20 protein-coding genes are annotated in these 24,866 nt (G+C 62.8%); 15 read left to right on the top strand and 5 right to left on the bottom strand.

Going from position 1 to position 24,866, the window contains the following annotated elements; all coding sequences use genetic code 11:
• The first annotated feature begins 50 nt into the window (after positions 1-50).
• From NKI05_RS13100 to NKI05_RS13120, 5 genes are all read left to right on the top strand, one after another.
• A complete protein-coding gene (locus NKI05_RS13100) occupies positions 51-953 on the top strand; it encodes a GntR family transcriptional regulator (protein ID WP_023815733.1) in 903 nt (300 codons plus the stop codon).
• Between the two features lie 211 nt (positions 954-1,164).
• Positions 1,165-1,521: a DUF2946 family protein gene (locus NKI05_RS13105; protein WP_023686614.1), complete on the top strand. Its 357-nt coding sequence runs from the start codon at positions 1,165-1,167 to the stop codon at positions 1,519-1,521.
• A 105-nt stretch (positions 1,522-1,626) separates the two neighbouring features.
• Positions 1,627-2,166 (top strand): copper chaperone PCu(A)C, encoded by a 540-nt coding sequence (locus NKI05_RS13110; protein WP_023815734.1) that lies wholly within the window; start codon positions 1,627-1,629, stop codon positions 2,164-2,166.
• Positions 2,167-2,205: 39 nt separating this feature from the next.
• Positions 2,206-2,724 (top strand): YcnI family copper-binding membrane protein, encoded by a 519-nt coding sequence (locus NKI05_RS13115; protein WP_023686612.1) that lies wholly within the window; start codon positions 2,206-2,208, stop codon positions 2,722-2,724.
• A gap of 53 nt (positions 2,725-2,777) precedes the next feature.
• Positions 2,778-4,403: a copper resistance CopC/CopD family protein gene (locus tag NKI05_RS13120; protein ID WP_023815735.1), complete on the top strand. Its 1,626-nt coding sequence runs from the start codon at positions 2,778-2,780 to the stop codon at positions 4,401-4,403.
• Positions 4,404-4,428: 25 nt separating this feature from the next.
• On the opposite strand, the gene NKI05_RS13125 is transcribed toward NKI05_RS13120, so the two are convergent.
• Positions 4,429-4,866, bottom strand: coding sequence for a VOC family protein (locus NKI05_RS13125; RefSeq protein ID WP_023733615.1), 438 nt, complete (start codon positions 4,864-4,866; stop codon positions 4,429-4,431).
• Between the two features lie 206 nt (positions 4,867-5,072).
• On the opposite strand from NKI05_RS13125, the gene gnd reads away from it, so the two are divergent.
• Positions 5,073-6,500, top strand: coding sequence for an NADP-dependent phosphogluconate dehydrogenase (gene gnd, locus NKI05_RS13130; RefSeq protein WP_023714135.1), 1,428 nt, complete (start codon positions 5,073-5,075; stop codon positions 6,498-6,500).
• 34 nt (positions 6,501-6,534) lie between these two features.
• Here gnd and NKI05_RS13135 read toward each other — a convergent pair whose 3' ends face one another.
• The gene (locus NKI05_RS13135) at positions 6,535-7,578 is read right to left on the bottom strand and encodes a LacI family transcriptional regulator (RefSeq protein WP_023700133.1); all 1,044 of its coding nucleotides are present in this window, start codon (positions 7,576-7,578) and stop codon (positions 6,535-6,537) included.
• Between the two features lie 392 nt (positions 7,579-7,970).
• Here NKI05_RS13135 and NKI05_RS13140 point away from each other — a divergent pair, with 392 nt between their 5' ends.
• The 7 genes from NKI05_RS13140 (at position 7,971) to mgrA (ending at position 15,322) form a co-directional block, all read left to right on the top strand.
• Complete coding sequence (locus NKI05_RS13140) at positions 7,971-9,209, top strand: ABC transporter substrate-binding protein (protein ID WP_023683028.1); 1,239 nt, start codon at positions 7,971-7,973, stop codon at positions 9,207-9,209.
• A gap of 81 nt (positions 9,210-9,290) precedes the next feature.
• Positions 9,291-10,184 carry a carbohydrate ABC transporter permease gene (locus NKI05_RS13145; protein WP_023683029.1) on the top strand — a complete coding sequence of 298 codons (894 nt, stop codon included), beginning with the start codon at positions 9,291-9,293 and terminating at the stop codon, positions 10,182-10,184.
• Positions 10,177-11,112, top strand: coding sequence for a carbohydrate ABC transporter permease (locus NKI05_RS13150; protein ID WP_023669802.1), 936 nt, complete (start codon positions 10,177-10,179; stop codon positions 11,110-11,112). The genes NKI05_RS13145 and NKI05_RS13150 overlap by 8 nt, the downstream gene beginning before the upstream one ends.
• A gap of 5 nt (positions 11,113-11,117) precedes the next feature.
• Positions 11,118-12,218 (top strand): ABC transporter ATP-binding protein, encoded by a 1,101-nt coding sequence (locus NKI05_RS13155; protein WP_023686606.1) that lies wholly within the window; start codon positions 11,118-11,120, stop codon positions 12,216-12,218.
• A 99-nt stretch (positions 12,219-12,317) separates the two neighbouring features.
• Positions 12,318-13,064, top strand: a complete 747-nt coding sequence (locus NKI05_RS13160) for a sugar phosphate isomerase/epimerase family protein (RefSeq protein WP_023669800.1) — start codon at positions 12,318-12,320, stop codon at positions 13,062-13,064.
• Between the two features lie 11 nt (positions 13,065-13,075).
• Positions 13,076-14,218: a Gfo/Idh/MocA family protein gene (locus NKI05_RS13165; protein ID WP_023669799.1), complete on the top strand. Its 1,143-nt coding sequence runs from the start codon at positions 13,076-13,078 to the stop codon at positions 14,216-14,218.
• A 57-nt stretch (positions 14,219-14,275) separates the two neighbouring features.
• Positions 14,276-15,322 carry an L-glyceraldehyde 3-phosphate reductase gene (gene mgrA / locus NKI05_RS13170; protein ID WP_023669798.1) on the top strand — a complete coding sequence of 349 codons (1,047 nt, stop codon included), beginning with the start codon at positions 14,276-14,278 and terminating at the stop codon, positions 15,320-15,322.
• A gap of 80 nt (positions 15,323-15,402) precedes the next feature.
• Here the strand turns inward: mgrA and NKI05_RS13175 are convergent, their stop codons facing one another.
• On the bottom strand, positions 15,403-16,494 hold the full coding sequence (locus tag NKI05_RS13175; RefSeq protein WP_023713445.1) for a S1 family serine peptidase: 1,092 nt from the start codon (positions 16,492-16,494) through the stop codon (positions 15,403-15,405).
• A gap of 402 nt (positions 16,495-16,896) precedes the next feature.
• Here NKI05_RS13175 and NKI05_RS13180 point away from each other — a divergent pair, with 402 nt between their 5' ends.
• Both NKI05_RS13180 and NKI05_RS13185 read left to right on the top strand, forming a co-directional pair.
• The gene (locus NKI05_RS13180; protein ID WP_023686603.1) at positions 16,897-17,976 is read left to right on the top strand and encodes a trypsin-like serine peptidase; all 1,080 of its coding nucleotides are present in this window, start codon (positions 16,897-16,899) and stop codon (positions 17,974-17,976) included.
• 192 nt (positions 17,977-18,168) lie between these two features.
• Positions 18,169-19,971 (top strand): MORN repeat-containing protein, encoded by a 1,803-nt coding sequence (locus NKI05_RS13185; RefSeq protein WP_352792415.1) that lies wholly within the window; start codon positions 18,169-18,171, stop codon positions 19,969-19,971.
• Between the two features lie 29 nt (positions 19,972-20,000).
• Here NKI05_RS13185 and amrB read toward each other — a convergent pair whose 3' ends face one another.
• Together amrB and NKI05_RS13195 are read right to left on the bottom strand one after the other, a co-directional pair.
• Complete coding sequence (amrB, locus tag NKI05_RS13190; RefSeq protein WP_050594099.1) at positions 20,001-21,719, bottom strand: AmmeMemoRadiSam system protein B; 1,719 nt, start codon at positions 21,717-21,719, stop codon at positions 20,001-20,003.
• 149 nt (positions 21,720-21,868) lie between these two features.
• Entirely contained in the window at positions 21,869-24,847 is a 2,979-nt protein-coding gene (locus tag NKI05_RS13195) for a hypothetical protein (protein ID WP_352788370.1), read from the bottom strand.
• Between the last annotated feature and the right edge of the window lie 19 nt (positions 24,848-24,866).

The raw sequence follows: 24,866 nt of genomic DNA on the forward strand, positions 1-24,866 counted from the left end.
ATCGCGCTTCAAGCCAGCCACAGCAAGCGCCGGCGCGCAACGGGGCAGGGATGTCGAAGAGCAACAACGTCTACAAGGACGCTTACAACAGGGGTCTGCGGCTGCTCGATGAAACGCAGAGCCTGCCGTCGGAGCCGGAACTGGGCACTTTGCTCGGCGTCAGCCGGACCACCGTGCGCACCATTCTGGCGCGCATGGAAGAGACCGGGCTGATCGCGTGGAACAAACGCAGCAAGACAGTGCTCAGGGCGCCGAAGCCGGATGATTTCTTCCCCGAGGAGGAGACAGACACACTGGCCCAGATCATCGAGCGGTCGTTTATGCGCAGATTGCTGGCTGGCGGCGCCGAGGCCGGCATGCAGATCAACGAGCTCGAACTGGCGCGCGAGATCGGCGTCGGCACCACCAGCGTGCGCGAGTTCCTCATCCGCTTCTCCCGCTTCGGCCTGATCGAGAAGCGGCGCAACAGCCACTGGGTGCTGAAGGGGTTTACGCGAGCCTTCGCGCTCGAACTCACTGAAATCCGCGAGATGTTCGAGATACGCTCGGCGGCGGCCTTTGCCGCCTTGCCTGGGGATAGTCCGGTCTGGGCGGATCTCGACCGGCTGGAAGACGAGCACCGGCTTCTGGCCAGCGAAATCGCCATCCGCTTCAACGAATTCTCGGAGCTAGACGAGCGCTTCCACCGGCTGATCCACCGGGCGTCGCACAACCGCTTCATCGTCGATTTCTACGACGTCATCGCCATGATCTTTCACTACCACTACCAGTGGAACAAGGCGCAGGAGCGCGAGCGCAACGAAGTCGCGGTGAGCGAGCATCTCGCCTACATCGCGGCGCTGAAATCGCGCGATCTCGGCAAGGTCGACGCCGCCTGCCGCAAGCATCTGAAGTCGGCACGCCACACGCTGTTGACGTCGATCCCGGAAATCGGCGGCCGCCCGGCTTCCTGAGCGCGACGTCCGAAGGGACGTTATGCGCACAAGATCTCTGCCTCATGCCGTTATCCCAAACCGCTGCGCACTTTTGTGCGACATGGATCGAACGCGCCGCGTTGCCGCAGCGATGATTTGGCGATTTTCCGCCGACATGCCGCGTGCTAGATATCCACGCGTTGCTGCGTGAAGAGGCAGGTCTTTGGACTTCCGGCGTAAGAGATGGAGCATGACGGCCGCCTTTGTCGCGGCCTGTGTGCTGCTGCTCCAGTCGACGCTCGGCGTGCTTGCTTTCGGCATTGCGCCGGATGCCTCGCAACTCGACGCTTTCGGCAACGTCATCTGCAGCCATGATGGGGCGGTCCAGCTTCCCGGCGGCGATCCGCACCAGCAGCATATGCCCGCGTGCTGCATGCTCGGCTGCAGCATGGCCTCCGTCGCCTATGCGCCGCCAGCAGGCGTCGGCGTGGCGCCGGTGAGCCTGTCTTTTGAAACAGTCGCGTTTCTCCCGCCGGCAGTCAGGCATCCCGACGTCACGCGTGAGCGCTCTCCGGCCAATCCGCGCGCGCCGCCGCTTGCGGGCTGAAAAACCGCCGCTCGCTTCGCGTAACCTGCGCAGGCGATAATCATCCAATGATAAACACGTTCGCAGCCGGACAAAGGCGCGACCTCATATTCATGGAGCCTACCCATGTTCCTTTTTCTTCGTGCCGGCGCGTTGCGCCGCAGTGCCCCTTTCTCCATCACTATCGAGCAGCGTCTCGGCAGCGCCCTCTTCGCCTTTGCACTGTTGTTCGCCGGCCCCCATTCCGTCCTTGCGCATGAGTTCAAGGCCGGTGACATCGAGATCGAGCATCCCTGGTCGCGCGCCACGCCGGCCGGCGCCAAGGTTGCCGGCGGCTATTTCACCATCGTCAACAAGGGCAGCGCAGCGGACCGGCTGCTGTCGATTTCCTCCGACATTTCGGGGAAGGCCGAACTGCATGAAATGGGGGTGAAGGATGGCGTCATGACCATGCGCCCGGTCAGTGGCGGCCTGGACATTCCGGCGGGCGGCAAGATCACGCTGGGTCCCGGCGCCTACCACGTGATGTTCATGGATTTGAAGCAGCCCCCTAAAGAAGGCCAGATGTTTGCCGCTAAGCTGACTTTCGAGAGGGCCGGAACCGTGACCGTCGAGTTTGCCGTGCAAGCCATAGGCAGCGCGCCACCCCTGGAAGACAACGACTGACCAATTATTGCCAATCAATTTTTTCGAGAGGGACCCATCATGAACAAGCATCATTTGCCGGCCGCTGCATTCCTCGTCCTGGGGACAAGTGCCGCCTTCGCCCATATCACGCTCGAAACACAGGAGGTTGCGGTCGGTTCGACCTACAAGGCCGTGCTGCGCGTGCCGCATGGCTGCGACGGCAAGGCGACGATTGCCGTGCGCGTGCAGATCCCGGAAGGGGTGATCGGGGTGAAGCCGATGCCCAAGCCCGGCTGGACGCTGCAGGTCAAGAAAGGCAAGTACGAGAAATCCTACCAGCTCTATGGCGAGGCGGTGACCTCGGGCGTCAAGGAAGTCGACTGGAGCGGCGGCAGCCTGCCGGATGAATTTTATGACGAGTTCGTCTTCCGCGGCACGTTGGCCGCCGATCTGCCGGCCGGGCAAAAACTCTATTTTCCGGTGGTGCAGGAATGCGATGGGGCCACCACGCGTTGGATAGAGATTCCGGCGGCTGGTCAGGATGAGGATGCGCTGGAAGATCCGGCGCCCGGCCTCAACCTGCTGCCGAAGAAATGATGCATTGGCGGCGCGCTGCTTCGAAGCGGCGCGCCACTGTTTTGGTGGATGGCATGAACGTGGCCTGTTTTCAGCGGATAGAACGGACAGCCGGCAGGTGCTTCGGCCTGCTGGCCGCGATCCTGCTGCTTGCCGTCCTTGCCACGCCAAACCAGGCCTTTGCCCATGCGGCGCTGATCAAGGCCGAGCCTGCCGACGGCGCGGTTCTGGAGCGAGCGCCGACGCAATTTTCGCTGACCTTCAGCGAGCCTGTGTCGCCGCTGGTGCTGACCTTGGTGCGGCCCGACGGTACGCCTGTCGCTTTGACCTCGTTTCGGTTGAGCGACCAAACGGTTGAGATCGACAATCCACAAAAGCTCGGGCCGGGCACCCATGTCTTGAGCTGGCGGGTGATTTCCGCCGATGGCCATCCGGTCGGCGGCTCGGTGCTGTTTTCCGTTGGCGCGCCAAGTGCGGCGCCGGCGGTGGGGGAAGCTGTCGATATAGATTTGCGGTCAGCGATCTGGACCGGCAAGGTTCTTCTCTACATCGGGCTTTTCCTCGGCATTGGCGGCGCCTTCGCGCTGACATGGCTGGCGCAAGGCCAGCGCTCAGGCCAGCGCTTCGTCATTGCCGCCATCCTGTGCGGGCTGGTCGCAGCACCCCTGTCGCTCGGGTTCCAGGGGCTGGACGCGCTGGGCGCGCCACTCGCCCGGCTGGCGCAACCGGTGGTCTGGCGGACGGCGCTTGGCACCAGCTTCGGCTGGACGGTGCTGATTTCGCTGGCGGCGCTCGGGCTTGGCCTGCTGTCGTTGGTCGGATCGCGTGCTGGCGCCAGGCCGTTGGCGCTCGCCGGGCTGGCCGGTGTGGGTGCAGCCCTTGCCGCCAGCGGCCATGCCAGTGCAGCCGAACCGCAATGGCTGACGCGGCCTATGGTGTTCCTGCATGGCGCCGGCATCGCTTTCTGGGCTGGAGCATTGCTGCCGCTCGGCCTGGCGTTGAGCAGCCAATCGGTGGAAACCGGGGCGTTCCTGCGGCGGTTTTCGCGCGCGATAATGCCCGTGGTGGTAGTGCTTGCCGCCGCCGGTGTGGTGCTCGCCATCATCCAGGTGCAGACACCGGCGGCACTGGTCAACACCGCCTATGGCCGGCTGCTGCTGATCAAGCTGGCGCTGCTGGTGTTTCTGTTCACGCTGGCGGCGGTCAATCGATGGCGGCTCACCGCCTTGGCCGAGGCCGGAGCGACGGAAGTGCGGCGACGGCTTAGCCGCTCGATCTCAGTCGAAATGCTGATCGTGCTCCTGATCTTCGGCGTTGCCGCCGGCTGGCGCTTCACGCCGCCGCCACGGGCCCTGGCAATCGCCGCGGCACAACCGACGTCGACCCATATCCACACTATGAAGGCGATGGCCGACATCGACATCACGCCCGGCCATACCGGGGAGGTCACCGCCTCCATCGTCATCATGGATGGCGATTTCGGCCCGCTCGACGCCAAGGAAGTGACGCTGGTGCTGTCCAAGCCCGATTCGGGGATCGAGCCGATCAAGCGTCCGGCGACCAAGCCAGGCGACGGCACCTGGCGGGTCGATAATCTCGTCATTCCGATTCCAGGCCGCTGGACGGCGCGGCTCGATATTCTGGTTTCGGATTTCGAAGTGATAAAGATCGAAGCGCCGATCGATATCCGCGCCGAGTGATATTCAGCCCGCCCGCGAAGGACGCTCAGCCGAGTTCCTGGGCTAACCCGATGAGATGCCCTTCCGGCCCGCGGATGTAGCAGAGCCGATACACGTCCTCGTAACGGACGACTTCACCGACCAGCTGCGCGCCACGCTTGCGGAGCCTTTCAAGCGTGTCGTCGATGTCGTCCACGGTAAACATGACTCGCAGGTAGCCCAAGGCATTGACCGGGGCGTTGCGGTGATCGGCAACGACAGGCGGCGTGAGGAAGCGGGAGAGCTCGAGCCGGCTATGACCGTCCGGTGTGCGCATCATGGCAATCTCGACGTGCTGATCGCCGAGCCCGGTGACACGTCCGGCCCACTCGCCTTCGATCGTCGCCCGCCCTTCCAGTTCGAGGCCGAGCTCGCGAAAGAAAGCAACTGTCTCGTCGAGGTCCTCGACGACGATTCCGACATTGTCCATCCGTTTGACTGCCATATGTCCAACCTATCGCCATATGTTCGATCGGCAAGGCGTCGCCTGGTCACCAACTGACCCTTCTTGACTCGGTCTGACACAACGCAGACGCAACACAATTCGGCGAGGCGGTTGACGTGGCGCGAAAGGCCCGTCAATCATCTCGCCGAAAAGTGGGCATCCCGAAAAACGCGGCCTCAACAAAATCCGAAAGCAGGGAAGAAACGATGGAAAAAGCCGAAATAGGCCTGATCGGCCTTGGCACAATGGGCTCCAACCTCGCGCTCAACATTGCCGAGCACGGGCACCGCATCGCCGTCTTCAACCGCACCAAGGCGCGCACCGATGCCTTCCTCGAAGGCGCCGGTTCGCTCAGGGACATGGTGGTGCCCTGCTACAGCCTGGAGGAACTGGCAGCTGCGATCAAGCCGCCACGCCCGGTCATCATCATGGTGCTGGCCGGCAAGCCGGTCGACGAACAGATCGAAGCGCTGCGCGGCGTGTTGTCTGACAACGATATCGTCATCGATGCCGGCAACGCCAATTTCCGCGATACGATGCGGCGCTTTTCGGAACTGTCGGGCTCAGGTCTCACCTTCATCGGCATGGGCGTATCCGGCGGCGAGGAAGGCGCGCGCCATGGACCGTCGATCATGGTCGGCGGCACCGAAGACTCCTGGAAGCGCGTCGAACGCGTGCTGACCGCGATCTCGGCCAAGTTCAAGGATGAACCGTGCGCTGCCTGGCTTGGCACAGACGGCGCCGGGCATTTCGTGAAAACCATCCACAACGGCATCGAATATGCCGACATGCAGATGATCGCCGAGATCTACGGCATCCTGCGTGACGGTCTCGGCATGGGGCCGAAGGAGATCGGCAAGGTCTTCGAGGACTGGAACAAGGGCCGGCTCGATTCGTATCTGATCGAGATCACCGCCAAGGTGCTGGCCGCCGACGATGCAAAGACCGGCAAGCCGGTGGTTGACATCATCCTCGACCGTGCCGGCCAGAAGGGCACCGGCAAATGGTCTGTCATCGAGGCGCAGCAGCTCGGCATTCCGGCGACGGCCATCGAGGCGGCGGTGGCGGCCCGCGTGCTGTCCTCGATCAAGGATGAGCGGCAGGCGGCCGAAAAAGCCTATGGCAATATCGGCGTCACCAAGATCTCTGGCGACAAGGCGGCACTTCTGAAAGACCTGGAGCTGGCGCTGCTCGCCGGCAAGATCGCCGCCTATGCACAAGGTTTCGCGGTGATGAGCGCCGCCTCGAAGGAGTTCAACTGGAACTTGCCGATGCCGACCATCGCCAAGATCTGGCGTGCCGGCTGTATTATCCGCTCGCAGATGCTCGACACCATGGCGGAAGCCTTCGGCTCGGGCGGCGCGTCCACCAACCTTTTGATGGCGCCGGCTTTCACCACCATGATGCAGGAGGCGCATCCGTCGCTTAGGCGCACCGTTGCCAAGGCATCAGAAGCAGGCTCGCCGGTGCCTGCACTGGCGTCGGCACTTGCCTATTTCGACAGCTACCGCCAGGGCCGCGGCACCTCGAACCTGATCCAGGCGCAGCGCGACTTCTTCGGCGCGCATGGCTTCGAGCGCATCGGCGAGCAGGGCGCTTTCCATGGGCCATGGGGAAGTGGAGCGGCCGGATAGGGTCAGGTGAGGCGGACCTCTCAGGTCGTGCCAGTCAGCCCTGATACGCGACGACGTCGCCTGGCTTGACCACAGTCTGCAAAGAGCCAGGTGCCGCGCCGCCTATCCAGCCCAGCACGGCGCGGGCAAGCTCGGTGCCGGCGAGGCGGAAATCTTCGTTGACGATCAGCAACTCCCGGCGGAACAGATGCAGCAGTTCCGACGATTGCTTGGACACGACATCGACGTCGCGGCCGAGTTTCAGGCCGGCATCCTCGATGCCGGCGACGATGGCCAGCGTTGCTGCGGCGGCGCTGCTGACGAAACCGTCCGGCCTGACGTCGCGGCGCATCAACTGCGCGGTCCGCGTCCTGATCTGATCGATCGACTGGTCGATCGAAACAGCGTTGAACGGCACTTCGCTGGCGTCGACCTCGCTCAGTGCGTCGGCAAAGCCATTGACCGTGTGGTCGTAATAGGTGAGCCCGACCGGCGGCGCTACCAGCGCCAGCCGGCGCCGGCCGACGCTGGCCAGATGGCGCACCGCTTCGGCGGCGAAGGCGTAATTGTCGAAGTCGTGATAGGGGTGGACAAGCCCCATATCGGTGCGGCCATGTGTGGCAAAGGGTATGCCACGCTCCAGCATGTAGCGGGCGCGCGGATCGTTGGGCTGCGTGCGTGAGATGATGACGCCATCGGCCGAGCCGGACTCGACCAGATACTTTACCGGGTCCAGCGGATCCTGCGAGCGCGAGTAGGGCGTGACGATCAGGTGATAGGGTGTGTCGGCAATGACCTCCGAGACGCCGTAGATGATGTCCGAGACAAAGCTCATGATCTCGCGCTCGGTATTGAGCACGAGGCTGATAACATTGGTCTTGCCGGTCCGCAGGCGCACGCCGGCGCGGTTCGGCCGGTAGCCGATCTGCCTCGCGACGAGTTGAACCCGCCGCCTGGTCTCGGCGCCGATCTCGGGTGCATCCTTGAGCGCGCGCGAGACGGTGGTGACGCCGAGCCCGGTCATGAAGGCAAGCGTCTTCAGCGTCGGCCGCTCATGCGCCGACGCCTCGTCGTCCTTGTCCGTCTGGTCCCTGTCCATTCGTCCCGCCCCGTCAGGCGCATAGCAGCCGCCGGACCAGCCGACAATCGCTTCGATGACGATGTGGCACGGTTCTTCGCAGTCAGGCCTCAATATACTGAAACGTTACAGATTTCCAACATCGCAGCGCGTGGGCCTCTCAAGCCATGGTTTTGGCAGGGTTTTGGCGGCCAGAAACGTAGCGCGACAATCAGGTTCGAGACGGTTTTCTTGCGCTGCAGCATGATTTTGCAGCGCAGCACCCGGTTTTGCGCGCAGTTTGCCGGTTCGCACGCAACGAATTTGTTCGCGCCTCGAAAAAACATTCGAGCGCGTTTATCTCAGGGGTTGCACGCACCGCATAATTGCCGTATCGAAAATCTGTAACGTTTCAGATTCTGGGAGGAACCGAAATGCGCTATAGACTTTTGACCGCTGCCCTTGCCGCGACGGCCGCGCTTCAGCTTGCCGGCCCGGCGGCCGCCACCGACCTGGAAGTGACCCATTGGTGGACATCGGGCGGCGAGGCGGCGGCGGTTGCGGAATTCGCGAAGGCTTTTGACGCGACCGGCAATCACTGGGTCGACGGCGCCATTGCCGGATCCGGCGGCACGGCACGGCCGATCATGATCAGCCGCATCACCGGCGGCGATCCGATGGGCGCCACCCAGTTCAATCACGGCCGGCAGGCCGAAGAACTGGTGCAGGCCGGCCTGATGCGCGACCTCACCGATGTCGCCACCAAGGGCAAGTGGACGGAAATCGTGCGGCCGAAGAGCCTGCTCGACAGCTGCACCATCGACGGCAAGATCTATTGCGTGCCGGTCAATATCCACTCCTGGCAGTGGTTGTGGCTGTCGAACGAAGCCTTCGAGAAGGCCGGCGTGCCGCTGCCGAAGGACTGGAATGAATTCGTGGCGGCAGCGCCCGCCCTGGAAAAGGCGGGCATCATCCCGCTCGCTGTCGGCGGACAGGCCTGGCAATCTTCCGGCGCCTTCGACGTGCTGCTGGCGGCGGTCGGCGGCACCGACGCGTTCCTTAAGGTCTACAAGGACAAGGATGCCAAGTTCGCCGCCGGGCCCGAGATCGCCAAGGTCTTCAAGGCCGCCGACGATGCCCGCAAGATGGCGAAGAACACCAATGTGCAGGACTGGAACCAGGCAACCAATCTCGTCATCACCGGCAAGGCCGGTGGCCAGATCATGGGTGACTGGGCGCAAGGCGAGTTCCAGGTTGCCGGCAAGGTCGCCGGCAAGGACTATGCCTGCCTGCCGGGCCTCGGTCTGAACGAAGTTATCGCCACCGGCGGCGACGCCTTCTATTTCCCGCTGCTCAAGGATGCCGACAAGTCCAAGGCGCAGGAGGTGTTGGCAGAGACGCTGCTCGACCCTAAGACTCAGGTCGCCTTCAATCTCAAGAAGGGCTCGCTGCCGGTGCGCGGTGACGTCGATCTCAATGCGGCGAACGACTGCATGAAGAAGGGTCTGGCCATCCTCGCCAAGGGCGCCGTCATCCCGTGGACGGACCAACTGCTTTCGCAGGATACCCAGAAGCAGAAGGAAGATCTCTTCGCCGAATTCTTCGCCAAGCCGGACCTGACCATCGAAGACGCGCAGAAGCGCTTCGCCGACCTCATCGCTTCGGCAGACTGACGTTGGAGGCAATACACCTCGCTCCCGGCCTTGCGAAAGCAGGGCCGGGATCGCACCGCCCTTACCCAGCCGGCTGACGAGATGAGCAAGAGCGAACGCCCCAACCCGCTGTTCCGCAACATCAATGCGAAGGTCGCCTCGATCCCGATGATCCTCACCGCGTCGGTGGTTTTCGTCGGCGGCACCGTCTGGACGGTGTTCTATTCCTTTACCAATTCGAAGCTGCTGCCACGGCTGAATTTCGCCGGGCTCGACCAGTATTACCGGCTTTGGGCGACGCCGCGCTGGCTGATCTCGATCGAGAACCTTTTGATCTACGGCGCGATCTCGCTGGTGTTCTCACTGGTCATCGGCTTCCTGCTTGCAGCGCTTCTCGACCAGAAGATCCGTTTCGAGGACACGTTCCGCACCATCTTCCTCTATCCGTTCGCGCTTTCCTTCATCGTCACCGGCCTGGTCTGGCAGTGGCTGCTCAATCCGGATTTCGGCATCCAGCATGTGGTGCGGGACCTCGGCTGGACGAGCTTCAACTTCGACCCGCTCTACAATTCCAGCATCGTCATCTACGGCATTTCGATTGCGGCGCTGTGGCAAGGCACCGGGCTCATCATGTGCTTGATGCTGGCCGGCCTGCGCGGCATCGACGAGGACATCTGGAAGGCGGCGCGGGTAGACGGGATCCCGATGTGGAAGACCTATCTGTTCATCGTCATCCCGATGATGCGGCCGGTTTTCATCACCACGCTGGTCATCATCGCGTCGGGCATCGTCAAGGTCTACGACCTCGTTGTCGCCCAGACCAGCGGCGGCCCCGGAATCGCCTCCGAAGTGCCGGCCAAATATGTCTATGACTACATGTTCTTCGCACAGAATCTTGGCCAGGGCTTTGCCGCCTCGACCATGATGCTGCTCTCGGTGGTGATCGTCGTCGTGCCGTGGGCCTACCTTGAATTTGGAGGCAGGAAGCGTGGCTGACCCGGCCGTCCCTTTGCCCGCCAGCGCGGGTGCCGCCGAGCGCGAAGCCTCCGGGCCGCGCGGGCCGAAGCCGCGGCATGTCTTCTCGCGCCGCAATATCTTCCTCTATGGCACGCTGATCGTTGTGGCGGTCTACTATCTGCTGCCGCTCTACGTGATGGTCGTAACCTCGCTCAAGGGCATGCCCGAGATACGGATGGGCAATATCTTCTCGCCGCCGCTCGAAATCACGTTCGAACCGTGGGTGAAGGCGTGGGCGACCGCCTGCACCGGCCTCAATTGCGACGGGCTTTCGCGGGGCTTCTGGAATTCGGTGCGCATCACTGTGCCGTCAGTGCTGCTGTCGATCGCGATCGCCTCGGTGAACGGCTATGCGCTGGCCAACTGGCGCTTCAAGGGCGCCGACACATTCTTCGTCATCCTGATCGTCGGCGCCTTCATCCCTTATCAGGTGATGATCTATCCGATCGTCATCATCCTGCGCGAGATCGGCCTCTACGGCAGCCTCAGCGGCCTGGTGATCGTCCATTCCATATTCGGCATGCCGATCCTCACGCTTTTGTTCCGCAACTATTTTGCCTCGATGCCGGAAGAGCTGTTCAGGGCGGCACGGGTCGACGGCGCCGGCTTCTGGGGCATCTTCCTGCGGATCATGGCGCCGATGTCGCTGCCGATCTTCGTCGTCGCCATCATCCTGCAGGTGACCGGCATCTGGAACGACTTCCTGTTCGGCGTCGTCTACACCCGCCCCGACACCTATCCGATGACGGTGCAGCTCAACAACATCGTCAATTCGGTGCAAGGCGTGAAGGAGTACAACGTCAACATGGCCGCCACCATCCTGACCGGCCTTGTGCCACTCATCGTATACTTCATTTCCGGCAAGCTTTTCGTGCGCGGCATCGCCGCCGGTGCGGTGAAAGGGTGATGGCGATGACGGCAGCCAACGGCACCAGCGTTTCGATCCAGGACCTGTCCCTAAATTTCGGCTCTGTATCGGTGCTGCAGACCCTCAATCTCGAGGTCGCAGAGGGCGAGTTCATCGTGCTGCTCGGTCCCTCGGGCTGCGGCAAGTCGACCTTGCTCAACTGCATCGCCGGGCTGCTCGATATTTCCGAAGGCCGCATCTTCATCAAGGGCAAGAACGTCACCTGGGAGGAGCCCAAGGATCGCGGCATCGGCATGGTGTTCCAGTCCTATGCGCTTTATCCGCAAATGACGGTGGAGAAGAACCTGTCGTTCGGCCTGCGCGTTGCCGGCGTGCCCAGGGATGAGATCGCCAAGCGCATCGCACGCGCCGCCGAGATCCTGCAGATCGAGCCGCTTTTGCAGCGCAAGCCCGCGGCCTTGTCCGGCGGCCAACGCCAGCGCGTGGCGATCGGGCGGGCGCTGGTGCGCGACGTCGATGTCTTCCTGTTCGACGAGCCACTATCCAATCTCGACGCCAAGCTGCGCTCGGAACTGCGCGTCGAAATCAAGCTTCTGCATCGCAAGCTGCAGAACACCATGATCTACGTCACCCACGACCAGATCGAGGCGATGACGCTGGCCGACCGTATCGCGGTCATGCGCGGCGGCGTCATCCAGCAGCTCGACGCGCCGCAGACGATCTACAACCGGCCGGTCAACCGTTTTGTCGCGGGCTTCCTCGGCTCGCCGGCGATGAATTTCCTCGAAGGGGAGCTGGAAGCCGGTGCTGCTCCGGCGTTCAGGACCGACGGTGTTTCGGTGCCGCTCGACCGCTATACCTTTGACGGCACGGAGCGCCCGGCCGGCGCTTGCGTGCTGGGCATCCGGCCTGAACACATCGCTTTCGGTGACGCTGCAAAGTCGATGCCGTTTTCCGCCGGCGGTTCGGTCGAGATCGTTGAGCCGATGGGTTCCGACACGCTGGTGTGGACCAAGCTTGCCGGCCGCAACTTCTCCTTCCGCGTCGAAGCGGAACGGACGCTGCGCAGCGGCGATCCGATCCAGTTCGGTTTCGATCCGGCGCGCGCCTCGCTGTTCGACGCTGCGACCGGCAATCGCCTGTGACCCTCTAGAATCATCCGCAAACCATCCTCCCAAGAACGACCGAAACGATCCCCCGAAAACATCCCCAAGCCTTAACCACCCAAGAAACGGACAGAGACGATGAACTGGTCATTCCAACTCTACAGCGCCCGCAATTTCCAGCCGTGGGACGGCATCCTGAAAATGCTCGGCAAGCTCGGCTACAAGGAAGTCGAAGGTTTCGGCGGCGTCTATGACGACCCCACGGCGTTCCGCGCCGAACTCGACAAGAACGGGCTTTCGATGCCGACCGGACATTTCTCGATCGATGCGCTGGAGAATGATTTCGACGGGGTACGCAAAACAGCCGACGCACTCGGCATCACGCTCGTCATCTGTCCCTATCTGCTGGCCGAGCAGCGGCCGGCCGACGCTGCCGGCTGGCGCGGCTTTGGCGAGCGTCTGGCCAAGGTCGGCGAGACCGCAAAAAAAGCCGGCTACGGCTTTGCCTGGCACAACCATGATTTCGAGTTCAAGACACTCGCCGACGGCTCGGTGCCGCAGGATCACATCCTGTCGGCTGCGCCCGACATCGGCTGGGAGATGGACGTCGCCTGGGTAGTCCGCGGTGGCGTTGATCCGCTGCCGTGGATCGAAAAGCACGGCAAGCGCATCAGCGCCGTCCATGTCAAGGACATGGCCAAGTCAGGCGAAGGCCTTGACGAGGACGGCTGGGCGGATGTCGGCCACGGCACCATCGACTGGGCCGGCCTGATCAAGACACTTCGGGCGAAGAGCGCGGCCAAATATTACGTCATGGAACAGGACAACCCCAACGATATCGAGCGCTTCGCCAGCCGCTCGCTCGCATCCGTCAAGGCTTACTAGGAACAATCATCATGGCAAAGAAACTGGGTATCGGCGTCATCGGCTGCGGCAACATCTCGAAAGCGTATTTCTCGCTGGCGCCGCTGTTTCGCGGCATTGAGATGCGCGCCTGCGCCGACATCAACATGGACGCGGCCAAGGCACGGGCGAAGGAGTTCAAGCTGCGCGCCGAGACCGTCGAAGAACTGCTCAAGGATGACGAGATCGACATCGTCGTCAACCTCACCATCCCGGCGGTGCACTACGGGGTGTCGAAGCAGATCCTCGATGCCGGCAAGCACGTCTATTCGGAAAAGCCGTTCGTGCTGTCGGTCAAGGAAGGCCTCGACCTCAAGAGCCGGGCCGAGAAGAAAGGGCTGCGCATCGGTTCGGCTCCGGACACTTTCCTCGGCGGCGCGCACCAGCTGGTGCGCAACCTCATCGACACCGGCGCGCTCGGCAAGATCACCAGCGGCACCTGTCATGTGATGGGCCACGGCATGGAGCACTGGCACCCCAATCCCGATTTCTTCTTCCAGCCGGGCGCCGGGCCGGTGCTCGACATCGGGCCCTACTACATCACCAACCTGATCCAGCTGATCGGGCCGGTGAAGCAGGTGGCGGCCTTCGCGACGACGCCTGCCAAGGAACGCACGATCTCGTCGAAACCGCGCGCGGGCGAAAAAATCCCGGTGAACACGCCGACGACGATCCACGGCCTGCTGGAGTTCGAGAACGGCGCCGTGATCACGCTCAACACCAGCTGGGACGTCTGGGCGCATGGTCACGCGCCGATGGAACTCTATGGCGAGACGGGCACGGTGTTCGTGCCGGATCCGAATTTCTTCGGTGGCGACGTGCGCATAACCAAGGCGGCAAAACCGGTGAAGAAACTGCCGAAATGGCAGCATCCGTTCGGCGTGCCCAACGAAATGCACGGCCAGGGCATGATGGCCAACTACCGCACCGCAGGCCTTGCCGACATGGCGCTGGCGATCGCCGAGGGCCGGCCGCATCGTTGCTCGATGGAGCTCGCGCTGCATGCCGTCGATGTCATGACCGGCCTGTTGCGGTCGGGCGAGACCGGCAAGTTCGTCGCCATGCAGACCAGCTGCGAGCGGCCGGCTGCACTCGGCGTCAAGGACGCAAAAGGACTGTTGGCGAAGCAGAAATGAGGTAGAAGGGTGTGGGGGCGCGCGCGCCGACACCCATACAATCCAGGATCTGTACCCATGCGCTGGCAGCCGGCTGAACACCGCTATGAGAAAATGCTCTACAACAGATGTGGGCGATCCGGCCTGAAACTGCCGGCGATCTCGCTCGGCCTGTGGCACAATTTCGGCAACGACACGCCGCACAACACCAAGCAGGCGATCGCGCGCAAGGCCTTCGATCTCGGCATCACCCATTTCGATCTCGCCAACAATTACGGCCCGCCGCCCGGCTCGGCCGAGATCGCCTTCGGCGAGATATTGCGCACCGACTTCGCCGGCTATCGGGACGAGCTGATCATCTCGACCAAGGCGGGCTATGAGATGTGGGCAGGGCCTTATGGCGAATGGGGCAGCCGCAAATATGTGCTGGCGAGCCTCGACCAGAGCCTGAAGCGGATGGGGCTCGACTATGTCGACATCTTCTATTCGCACCGCTTCGATCCGGATACGCCGCTTGAGGAAACGATGGGCGCTCTCGACCATGCGGTGCGTTCCGGCAAGGCGCTCTATGCCGGCATCTCGTCCTACAATTCGCAGCGCACGCGCGAGGCCGCCGACATATTGAAGCAGCTCGGTACGCCCTGCATCATCCATCAGCCGAGCTATTCGATGCTCAACCGCTGGGTCGAAGAGGACGGACTGCTCGATACGCTGGAAGGGCTCGGTGTCGGATCGATCGTGTTCTCGCCGCTGGCGCAAGGCATGCTGACCGACAAATATCTCGGCGGCATCCCCGAGGGTAGCCGCGCCAGCCAAGGCAAGTCGCTGCGGCCCGCCTTCATCAACGAAAAGACCATCGCTAACATCCAGGCGCTGAACGCGATCGCCGGCAAGCGTGGCCAGACGCTGGCGCAGATGGCGCTAGCCTGGGTGCTGCGCAAGGGCCGGGTCACCTCGGCGCTGATCGGCGCCAGCCGGCCCGAACAGGTCGAGGACTGCGTCGGCGCGCTCAAGGTGCTCGAGTTCAGCGATGCCGAGCTCGCCGAAATCGACACTTACGCACGCGAGTCCGACATCAATCTGTGGGCGGCGTCGGCCGAGCGCAAAGGCCCGCCGCGGAAGTAAGCGGAACAGCCGGCACCGGACATGAATCAAAACGGCGGGAAAGATCCCGCCGTTTTGCGTTTATCAAGCTTCGGGCCCGTTCAGGGCTTCTTGGCCGTGCCGAGACCGGCCTTGGGCGCCGCCGCGGCTGCGGGAGCCGGGGTCTTCATCTTGGCTTCGATCCAACCCGTATAGTTGGCCAATCGCGTGTAGATGCCATAGGCATTCTTGTGGCCGCAAGCGGCGGTGCCGTCGGACGGACCTTCGCCCCAGGAGACGACGCCGACCTGGACCGGACCGTTGGCGCCGGTCATGAACAGCGGACCGCCGCTGTCGCCGTTGCAGGCGTCGCGTTCGCCGCTGTCGGTGCCGGCGCAGATCATGTTCTTGGTCAGCGGATCCGACATATCGGCGGCGATCGCATTGGCGGCGGCATCGATGCCCTTTTCCGAATAACGCATCCGATGCGAGAGATCGCCAAGTGCCGCCTTCAGGTCATGCGCATAGATCGACTTGATGCCGCTGTTGCAGGCAGCGCTCGGCTCGAGATCGAGATCGGCCACCATCAGCGCGGTCGGGAAGGTGCCGTCCTGCATCTTGCCCCAGCCGATGACCGTGGTCTTGCCGCTGTCTGGCGTCGGCTCATTGGTGATCTTGATGACCGGCGCATCGGCGGGCTCCGCCAGCCGGAGCAGGCCGAGATCATTGTCCAGCGTCTGTTCGCTGTAGCCCTCGTTGACGATGACCTCGACCACCTTGTAGCGCTTGCCTTCGGTAAGATCGGTGGCGCCGGTCAGCACGGTCACCGTGTCGGGCGAAATCGGCCGGCCCTTGTCGTTGAGGCAGTGCGCCGCCGTCAGCACCCATTGCGGAGCAATCAGGCTGCCGCCGCAGAATTGCGCGTTCGGCTGCGAGGCCGGGCTGGGGTCCAGCCGGGCGCTGGTCAGCAGCGCCACCTGGAACGGATAGGCCCCTTTGTCGGCTTCCTTGCCGCCATAGACGCGGTCGGCCCCGTCGGGATTCTCGGCCTTGGCCTTGTCCCGGGATTCGGCGACGCGCTGCATCGGCGAGACCGCCGCTTCCGGCCTGGCGGCGTCGTCGGCTGCATAGAGCGCGTTGACGGCGGGGAAAGCGGCCGCGATGCCCAGCAGCGATGCAGCGGCAAGCGGCCTGAACCGATGGATAATGTTCACCTTGAAACCCTCCTGAGATGAAAAATGCCGAGCCATGCCGCCATGACGCATAACCAACAGAAGCGGTACCGGTACCTCGATCGCCTTCTGCCAGAACGAACGACATCCGCGCGGTCATAAAACCGAAATACGACTTTTGCTAATCGTGCCCCATCGGGCAGAGCCCACCCAAACCCTATAGCCCCCCACGGGCTACGTGGAAGCGATTTGTCATTGCCAATGTTGGATTATTTTAGGCAGTATATCGACGCGGGTGCGTTTGGCGGAGGGCTTTAACGAGGCCGCCCGGACCGATGATCCGATACGGGCGGGTAACCAAACTAATTTTTTAACTCCACCACGATCTCGACAATATTTCTGTATTTTGCTCCACTCCTTGCTGACTTTTGGGAGAGTCTCACCATGACGAAACTGACAAGCACTATCATTGCGTCCGCACTGCTATCCACCGCACTGTGGACGATGCCTGCCTTCGCCGCCGATCCCGGCTCAGCGAATGCCGGCAATGGCGAAAGCATGCGCGATCTCGGAACGGGCGACTACCAGCCCGGCCGTGCAAAGCCGATCGCGCCGCCGAAACTGACCGAAGATGAAGCCAGCCGGGCAGCGCCGCTGACCGACGAGGGCACGGCGGTCAAATCCTATGGCATCGTCGGACGTTCCGCCGATGGCAAGGACATCAAGATCGATGCCGGCGAGACGCTGAAGGACCTTGTCATCAAGGAACTGAATGCGCCCGCTAACGCACCAGCGGCCAACAAGACCGGGCTGACGGGCGGCGACGAAGCCGGCCGCCAGGTGTTCGGGGCCGACGACCGCGAGCAGATCAAGAACACCAAGACGTACCCGTTCACCGCGATCGGCTATATCGAAGGCAAAGCCAAGAGCGGTTACGGCAGCTGCTCGGGAACCCTGATCGGTCCGCGCACGGTGCTCACCGCGGCGCATTGCCTCTACAGCAATGAAGACAAGGCTTGGCTCGACGACGTCATCTTCGTGCCGTCGCTCAACGGCAACACCGCCGACGATGCACCGTTTGGCGCTTTCAGCTACGAGAGCGTCTATATCTTGCAGGGCTTCATCGACAATTATCAGGGTTACTACGGCTCGGTCATTCCGTGGGATCTCGGCATCATCACGCTGAAGCAGGATGTCGGCACCAATCTCGGCTGGCTGGGTTATGCCAACTATGAGAACCTCGGCGATTTCACCGCAAACATCGTTGGCTACCCCGGCGACAAGCCGATGGGAACGATGTGGAAGGCGACCTGCGAAGTGAAAGCCGAAAACGTCGGCGCGGAGTATTTCCAGTACGACTGCGACACCTATCCGGGGTCGAGCGGCAGCTCGGTCTACGCCTACGACAATGGCGCCAAGCAGCGCGTCGTCACCGGCGTGAACGTGGCCGAAAGCCCCAACGCCAACACTGCGGTGCGCCTGAACGCCGCCAACGTGGCGTGGATCAACAGCCTGTACAAATAAGGCTGAATGATCTTTCGCCGGCAAACAGCGGCGATAACCAGCACTACCAAACCGGCGGCGGGACGTTCCTGCCGCCGGTTTTTTTTGTATCGAAACACCTCTCTTGCACTGTGTTGCAGCGGTGCTTACGCTAGGCGATCCAAGGGGTTGGGTAAGATGGCGCGGGCAAGAATGATCTTCGGGGTCAAAGCGATGGCGGCTGCATCCATGCTGGCCGCACTGACATGCTTTTCCGCTATGGCCGATCAAGGCGGTGCCGCACCCGATGGCGCCTGGGCCGAGCGGGTGCAAATCCTCTATCAAAGCGAAACACGTTCGGTGCTGCGCAAGAATGTACGGGTCTGGGATTCCCACCCGGAATTGGGTCTTGATTTCACCTGGGAGCCGGCAGCCGGCGTGTCGCCGGACCGCACCGTCGCAGCCGACGGCACCGTCAACGGCAAGGGCAGGCTGGTCTGGCGCGTACGCGGCTCGGCGAGCTACGACCCCAAGACGATCTATTCCAGCTATTTCGGCGAGATCAGGAATGGCCGCCCCGAAGGACAAGGCCGGCTGGAGCTGCGTTCGGGCGAGATTCTCGACGGCCATTGGGTCGCCGGCCAGCTCGACGGCCATGCGATCCATGTCGATGCCGACGGCAATCGCTATGAAGGGCAATTCAGGGCCGGTGTGCCGAATGGCGAGGGCAGGCTGGAGACGAAGACAGGCAAGATATTCGTCGGCTCTTTTGCCGATGGGCTGAAGGATGGCAAGGGCCGCACCCGGTTGCCCGGCGGCACCGTCTACTGGTCGCAATGGGCGATGGGCAAGGAGATCGGCGGTGCGCGCCCCGACGTGCTGGCCGATGCCAGAGTGGGCGGGTTGCTCAAGGCGCAGACCGGCGGCGGTTCCGCCGACAAGGTCGAGATCGGCATTGCCGTCGACCAGCGCATGACGCAGCAGGCCGACATGCAGTACCAGCATCTGGTGCGCGACGAAGACATCGCGATCTATCCGGTGTCGGACCAGTACAATGATGCCTGGAACGGCACCGGAGAGATTCGTACCGGCAATGTCTATGAAGGCATGGACTGGGAGACGGCGCCGGCCTTCGCCGAAGTCGACCTCAAGACCACCGACCAGTCGAGGGTCAAGATCGACAGCCTGGAAATGAAGGTGGCCGCGAGCGAGGCCTACCGCAAGCCGATGCTGTCGATCAGCGAGCATTATGGCTGCGTCGGCTTCCGCCCCGACTTCTCGATCGTCAACAATGGCTGGGGCGACGTGAAAGACATGAAGATGTCGATCCAGTTCACCAGGACCGACGAGGAGGACAACGCGACCGGCGAGCCGAGCCGCACGTTCACGAAGGACATCGGCACTTTCGGCGACGGCGTCGACGTCTCGATCAAGAACGTGCTGATTGAAGCCGGCGTCGACACAACCACGCTCGAGACCGAGCGCTTCACTTGCCCGTCAAGGGACAGCCTGGATGTCTGCCGCGCCCAGGTGGCCAACAAGGTCAAGTTCGGCGACGTTGCCGATTACATCAGCGGCAGCGTCGAGAAAATGAGCGTGATCGGGATTGGCAAGCTCGATTATTCCTGGGCGGACGAACAGGGCGCTATCTACCAACAGAGCGAGCCGTTTCGCGTCATCGTCTCGCTGGTCAGCATCGAGGTTCCAGAATCGCTCGCCGAATGCGGCGATGGCGGCGGCGCGTCGCCCGAAGCGCTGCGCTACCAGAACATCGAATTTCCGATCGGCAAGACCGATTACAGCATCCCCATGCCGGTGCGCGGCAATAAGCATCTCAGCGCCTACACGGCACGGCTGAAAATGTGGTCGTCAATGTCGTCGATCCATCGCTTCAGCATCGCCGCCCATTTCGCCGATGGCAGCACACGGGAGAGCAAGCCGGCCACGTTCTTCTATTTCAGGCCGAAGCAGTCGCTGTTTGAAACCAGCACCAAGCCGGCGGTCTGCTATCTGCCGGAAGATATGCAAGGCTGTTGAGGTCCTGTCACGTCCTTTCGGGAATCGCGTTATTTCGAGCCCATCTCGAAATAATTGGGCAGCGGGATCAGCCTGGCAAAGATCGTGCCCTGGCTGAACACCCTGAGTTCCAGCATCGACCCGGACGATCGTTCGGCCTTCTGGTCGAACAGGAAATTGCCGAGCGAATAGATCTCCGCAACATCGCCGCCGCCGAGCGGAAGGATCGCCTCGCTCGATACATGCGGATGGCCGCCGACGATTGCCGTGACGCCGCGCAGCCGCATCTGGTCGGCAAGCATCTCCTCGCGCGGCGACGGCTCCGTCTTGTACTCGCGGCCCCAATGGACGAAGGCAATCACCGGCCGCTCGGCATTGTCGTGCAGCAGCCGGTCGAGCAAAGCAGGCGTCAGAAGGTCGGTGTTCCTGGAGCCGTTGGTATCAATGTCGGTCAGCCCGACCAGGTCGAGATCGGCAAGCGCCAGCGTCTCGCCCTGGCCGAAATGGGCGATGCCGGCGGCGTCCAGAGCGGCCAGCGTCTCGGCATAGCCTGACGGGCCGAGGTCATAGGCGTGATTGTTGGCAAGGCTGACAGCGGCGACATGCAATTTCTTCAGCATGCCGATGGCGAGATCGGTTGGCATCGCCAGCGTCATGTCGTCGATCGCTTCAGGGACGTTGGGCAGGATGACGCCTTCGAGATTGACGATCAGCGGCCGCGAGCGGGTCAGGGCCAGCACGCTGTCGACGATCTTCTCGGCAACACCGTCGCGGACCAGGATCCTCATCATGGCGCGACCGAAATTCACGTCGCCGGCGAAATAATAGAGCTTGTCGTCGGGACGGGCAGGATTGTTCAAGCCGGGGCCGAAGGCGCCGAACAGCGCCACGACATAGCTGGTGGTGCGCTCGACATAGTCGCCCGAATGCGCCTGCGAGTTCTCGTTGGCGACGACCAGGGGCGCAGCACCGAACAGTTCGCGCTGCAGCCTGGTCTGGATATAGAGCGCACCGACCGAATCGGCGTGATCCGGCTGGCGCAGCGCCGCGATGCCGTCGAGCGAACCGGCGGCGAGCATGTTCAGCGTCTGCTGGTCGAAACGCCTGGCTTCGTGCTGCGGCAGATAATGCGAGAAATCGGTGGATTCGACGATCAGCGTGTCCTTGTCGACGATCGCTTTCAGCGCCTGCGCCAGCCGGTCCCAGTCGCCGCGCTTCGCCTTGACCGACATCGCCACCGGCACGATGGTTGCCTCGGGAAAATAATGGTGCAGGAAGGGCAGCATGGCTTGAACGCCGTGCTCCTTGGCGAAGAGGCAGGAGTCCTCGACCATGTCGCTGTTCGCCTGGAGAAGGTGCAGGGCTGCCGTGTCGGCCAGGACCGGGCCAAGCACGGTGTCGAAGCCGCGCGTCGTGGTGGCGAAGAGTTTCTGCGTCTCGTGGAAATGGTCCGGCGACAGGATGACGATGCGCTTGTAGCGGAAGCCGGACGCGGCGTGGAAACCGAGTGCGACGAGATCTGCGACGAGCAGGTGGTGGGGGACTGTGATGCCGGTGAGGCGTTGGTTGGACGGCTCGATTCTGGCGACGGCGGCGATGGCGTCGGTGAAGAGTGTGGGGTCGGAGTAGAAGGACGGGAAGTTTGTGTCGCCGGGCGGGCAGGTGATGGGGGCGGCAGACGCTTGAAGCACTGAGAGGATAAGCAAGGCGGTGGCAAAGACCAGAATGCTGGTCCGTGCCCAGGCACCCCCCGCTGTCCTGCCGGACATCTCCCCCGCAAGGGGGGAGATTGGATGTCGCCTCGACTTTCGCCAATCATCAACCTTGAAAATAGATCTCCAACAATGAAGAGACCGATCTCCCCCCTTGAGGGGGAGATGTCCGGCAGGCGAGAGGGGGGTGCCTGGGTGCCGACCTCTCACGGCTCAGCCAGCACAATGTTCTCCACGCCGCCGACATAGTAGAACGGCTTCTGCTTGGACGCGGTCAGCCGCAGTACTTCGCGCGATATGTAGTCGGCGAGGCCGAACAGCGTCACGCCGCCGTCGGAGGTCTTGGCCCGGCCGCGCAGGCCTTCGAGGATCGAATAGGTGAAGACGCCATGGCCGAGGTCGGGCAGTTCGGCGGCGGTGTTGTTGGCAGCGGTGGCCGAGAAGACGACGATGCGTGCGTCCTGCGCGTCTTTTTCCAAGCGCGGGTTGAAGGCGTTGGCGGCGTGGCAGGTGTCGAGCAGCATGAAGCGCATGCCCTTGGCCCGCTCAACCGATTTCTGGATGTCGCCCCAGTCGACCAGCGAGGAGCGCTTCCAGCGGTCGGGATCCTGTTTGCGGCCGTCCGTGGGGATGAAATAATAGTCTTCGTCGATGTTGATGCCGTGACCGGCGACGAAAATGATGGTGGTGTCGTTCTCGCCGGGTCTGTCGAGGAAATCGGCGAGCTGGTCGTCGATGGTGTCGGAATCCGGCTCCAGGATGCTGTCGGCGCTGGCGACCTTGAACACGTCCTTGCCGGCATCGGGCGCCTCATCCAGCGCTTCGCGGTTGACCAGAACCAGCGTCTCCATCGCCGAGAACAAGGGCGCGGATTTCTGCGAGATCACCTTGAGGAATTCGGTAGCGTCGTCGACGGGATAGCGCAGATCGCAGGCGTGGCCGGCGCATGCATCGGTGAGGAAGGGATATTTGTCGACGCCGATCACGGCGACGTAGAGCTTGCCCTTGTTGGCGGGCTTTTCGGTTTTCCTGCCAAGTGCTGTGACACTGCGCTCGGTCAGATAGCCGAACTCGTTGGTGCCGGTGATGCGAATGGTATTTTCGCCATTCTCGACCGGCACTTCGACGATGATGCTCTTGCCGCCATCGGCCGAGCGTGCGGTGACATCGCCGACATTGCGGCTGTTCGACAGGATCGAAAATCCGGCGACATCGGCGCCGGCTTCCTGCACGCCCGAAATCTCGACGGCGACATAGCCCTCGCGGACGTTGCTCTGGTCGGCGGCAAGCTTGATGCCGAATTCCGGCGATTTGCGCTCGAGCAGCTTTTCCAGCTCGCGGTCGACGCCGGGGCGCATTTCCTGGACCGCCTGTTCGGCGCTGCGCAGGATGATGGCCCGGCGCACCATTTCCGGGCTCCAGAGATATTTCTTCAGCTGGCCGGCGCTGATGAAACGCCCTTCGTGGTCGCGACCCTGATTGACGTGCCAGCCTATCAACTTGTCGCCGTCGGCGGAGGAATAATAGTAGCCCTGCGGCATCCAGGCGATCCATTCGGAACCGGCGAAGAACATCGACACGATCAGTTTGTGGCTCTTCAAATTCCACAACCGCACGGTCTGGTCGGCGCTGCCGGTGACCAACAGCCCTTCCTTCTCGGCGGCAACCATGGCGTTGATCTCGCCGGTGTGGCCGGTGAATTCACCCGATACATCGGCGGTCGCGGTTTTGTATTCCAACAGCGTGCCGTCGCTGCCGCCGGTGATCAGGCCAAGCCCATTGCCGATCAGCGTGTAAGCCGAATGGACGAAGCCATCGGTGGCGGCATTCTCGATGCTGTGCATCACCTTTCCGCCGCTCGCGATTTCGAGCACGGCATTCTCCAGGCCGTCCTTGCCGCCGGGGGCAGCACGGAGCGACCACTCACCCTGTGCGAGTGCCGCGCGGGCATAGGCGCCCTGTTCCGCCAACGCCACCGGGTCTTCGAAGAACCGCTCGGCCGTCGGTAGTGCCAGTACCTTGTCCAGCGTGCCCTGCAGCTCGGGACAGGACACGCGTTCAGGGCAGGGGTTGGTGTTGCCCCAAGCGATGGAGCTGCTCGCCGCATCGATCCCGATCGCCGTCACCGGTTCGCCGACCCCTTGCAGCAGCGCCTTGCGCTCGCCGGTCATGGGGTTCCAGACCTGGATGGCGTTGCGGGTGCCGCCGGCTGTCGCCACCAGCGAGCCGTCGGCATTGCCGGCGCCAGCAAAGACCGTGCCGTCATGGCCGTTATAGTCGAGCAGTTGCTCGCCGCTGTCGGTATTCCAGACCACCGAGCGATGCTTGTCGGCGCAGTGGTAGCTGCAGGCCGCGACAAGCCGCGAACCCGTGGCGAAGCTCAGAGCGCCGATCTGGAAATCCTGCTTCGGCATGGCGCGGACGAATTTGCCCGTGCTGGCCTGCCAGAGCTGGACGTCGCCGTCCTTGCTGCCGGTGGCAAACAGGCTGCCATCCAATGACACGGCGAGTGCGGCGACGCCGACATCGCGCAGCGGTTCGGCCTCGGCGGGCAAGGCGATCTCCTCAGCCTTGGCGACATCCCAGAGCCTTATGCCATTGTCGGTGGTCGCTGCCGCCAGCCGGGTTCCCGCAGCGGCGAAGGCGAGCTTTTCCACACGCCAGGAATCGGCATCGAGTTTTTCCGCCAGCGTCCAGCCCGACGCGGATTTGTCGTCCGCCCGCCAGAGGTAGACGAAACCATCGCCACCGCCGGCGGCGAGCGTGTTTCCGTGGGGTGAAAAGGCGACATCATAGATGGCATAGTCGGCGGCCTTGAGCACGGTTTTGATCTTGCCGGTGGCGAAATCGAACAGCCTGATATCGCCATAAGGGGGCTTGTCGCCGATGCCGGCGCCGAAATAACCGCCGGCGGCGATCGTCTTGCCGTCCGGCGACACGGCAATCGCAAAGACCTTGCCGTCATTGCCATTGCCAAGATAGCCGCGAATGGTGCGGAGCGTCACCCCGCTCTGCCAGTCCCAGATGCGGATGGTCTTGTCGTCAGATGCGGAGACCAGTTCCTCGCCGTCCGGCGTGAAGGCAAGGTCGGTGACCCTGGCGCTGTGGCCGCCGGTGTTGAGATCGAGATGGAAATCGAGGTCCTCGGCACGGGCGACCGACGCCAGCGCCAGAAGACCGAGCATGACCAGCCACCGGAAAGCA

This window comes from Mesorhizobium sp. M0771, from assembly GCF_040320155.1.
Lineage (GTDB): Bacteria > Pseudomonadota > Alphaproteobacteria > Rhizobiales > Rhizobiaceae > Mesorhizobium.

What these genes read in the sequence shown, in the direction of transcription:
- NKI05_RS13140 (WP_023683028.1), top strand. Translation starts at nt 7,971, where the DNA reads ATGCGCTATAGACTTTTGACCGCTGCCCTTGCCGCGACGGCCGCGCTT.
- NKI05_RS13115 (WP_023686612.1), top strand. Translation starts at nt 2,206, where the DNA reads ATGAACAAGCATCATTTGCCGGCCGCTGCATTCCTCGTCCTGGGGACA.
- NKI05_RS13105 (WP_023686614.1), top strand. Translation starts at nt 1,165, where the DNA reads ATGACGGCCGCCTTTGTCGCGGCCTGTGTGCTGCTGCTCCAGTCGACG.
- NKI05_RS13195 (WP_352788370.1), bottom strand. Translation starts at nt 24,847, where the DNA reads ATGCTCGGTCTTCTGGCGCTGGCGTCGGTCGCCCGTGCCGAGGACCTC.
- NKI05_RS13165 (WP_023669799.1), top strand. Translation starts at nt 13,076, where the DNA reads ATGGCAAAGAAACTGGGTATCGGCGTCATCGGCTGCGGCAACATCTCG.
- NKI05_RS13145 (WP_023683029.1), top strand. Translation starts at nt 9,291, where the DNA reads ATGAGCAAGAGCGAACGCCCCAACCCGCTGTTCCGCAACATCAATGCG.
- NKI05_RS13125 (WP_023733615.1), bottom strand. Translation starts at nt 4,866, where the DNA reads ATGGCAGTCAAACGGATGGACAATGTCGGAATCGTCGTCGAGGACCTC.
- gnd (WP_023714135.1), top strand. Translation starts at nt 5,073, where the DNA reads ATGGAAAAAGCCGAAATAGGCCTGATCGGCCTTGGCACAATGGGCTCC.
- NKI05_RS13110 (WP_023815734.1), top strand. Translation starts at nt 1,627, where the DNA reads ATGTTCCTTTTTCTTCGTGCCGGCGCGTTGCGCCGCAGTGCCCCTTTC.
- NKI05_RS13180 (WP_023686603.1), top strand. Translation starts at nt 16,897, where the DNA reads ATGACGAAACTGACAAGCACTATCATTGCGTCCGCACTGCTATCCACC.
- NKI05_RS13120 (WP_023815735.1), top strand. Translation starts at nt 2,778, where the DNA reads ATGAACGTGGCCTGTTTTCAGCGGATAGAACGGACAGCCGGCAGGTGC.
- NKI05_RS13185 (WP_352792415.1), top strand. Translation starts at nt 18,169, where the DNA reads ATGGCGGCTGCATCCATGCTGGCCGCACTGACATGCTTTTCCGCTATG.
- mgrA (WP_023669798.1), top strand. Translation starts at nt 14,276, where the DNA reads ATGCGCTGGCAGCCGGCTGAACACCGCTATGAGAAAATGCTCTACAAC.
- NKI05_RS13155 (WP_023686606.1), top strand. Translation starts at nt 11,118, where the DNA reads ATGACGGCAGCCAACGGCACCAGCGTTTCGATCCAGGACCTGTCCCTA.
- amrB (WP_050594099.1), bottom strand. Translation starts at nt 21,719, where the DNA reads ATGTCCGGCAGGACAGCGGGGGGTGCCTGGGCACGGACCAGCATTCTG.
- NKI05_RS13100 (WP_023815733.1), top strand. Translation starts at nt 51, where the DNA reads ATGTCGAAGAGCAACAACGTCTACAAGGACGCTTACAACAGGGGTCTG.
- NKI05_RS13135 (WP_023700133.1), bottom strand. Translation starts at nt 7,578, where the DNA reads ATGGACAGGGACCAGACGGACAAGGACGACGAGGCGTCGGCGCATGAG.
- NKI05_RS13160 (WP_023669800.1), top strand. Translation starts at nt 12,318, where the DNA reads ATGAACTGGTCATTCCAACTCTACAGCGCCCGCAATTTCCAGCCGTGG.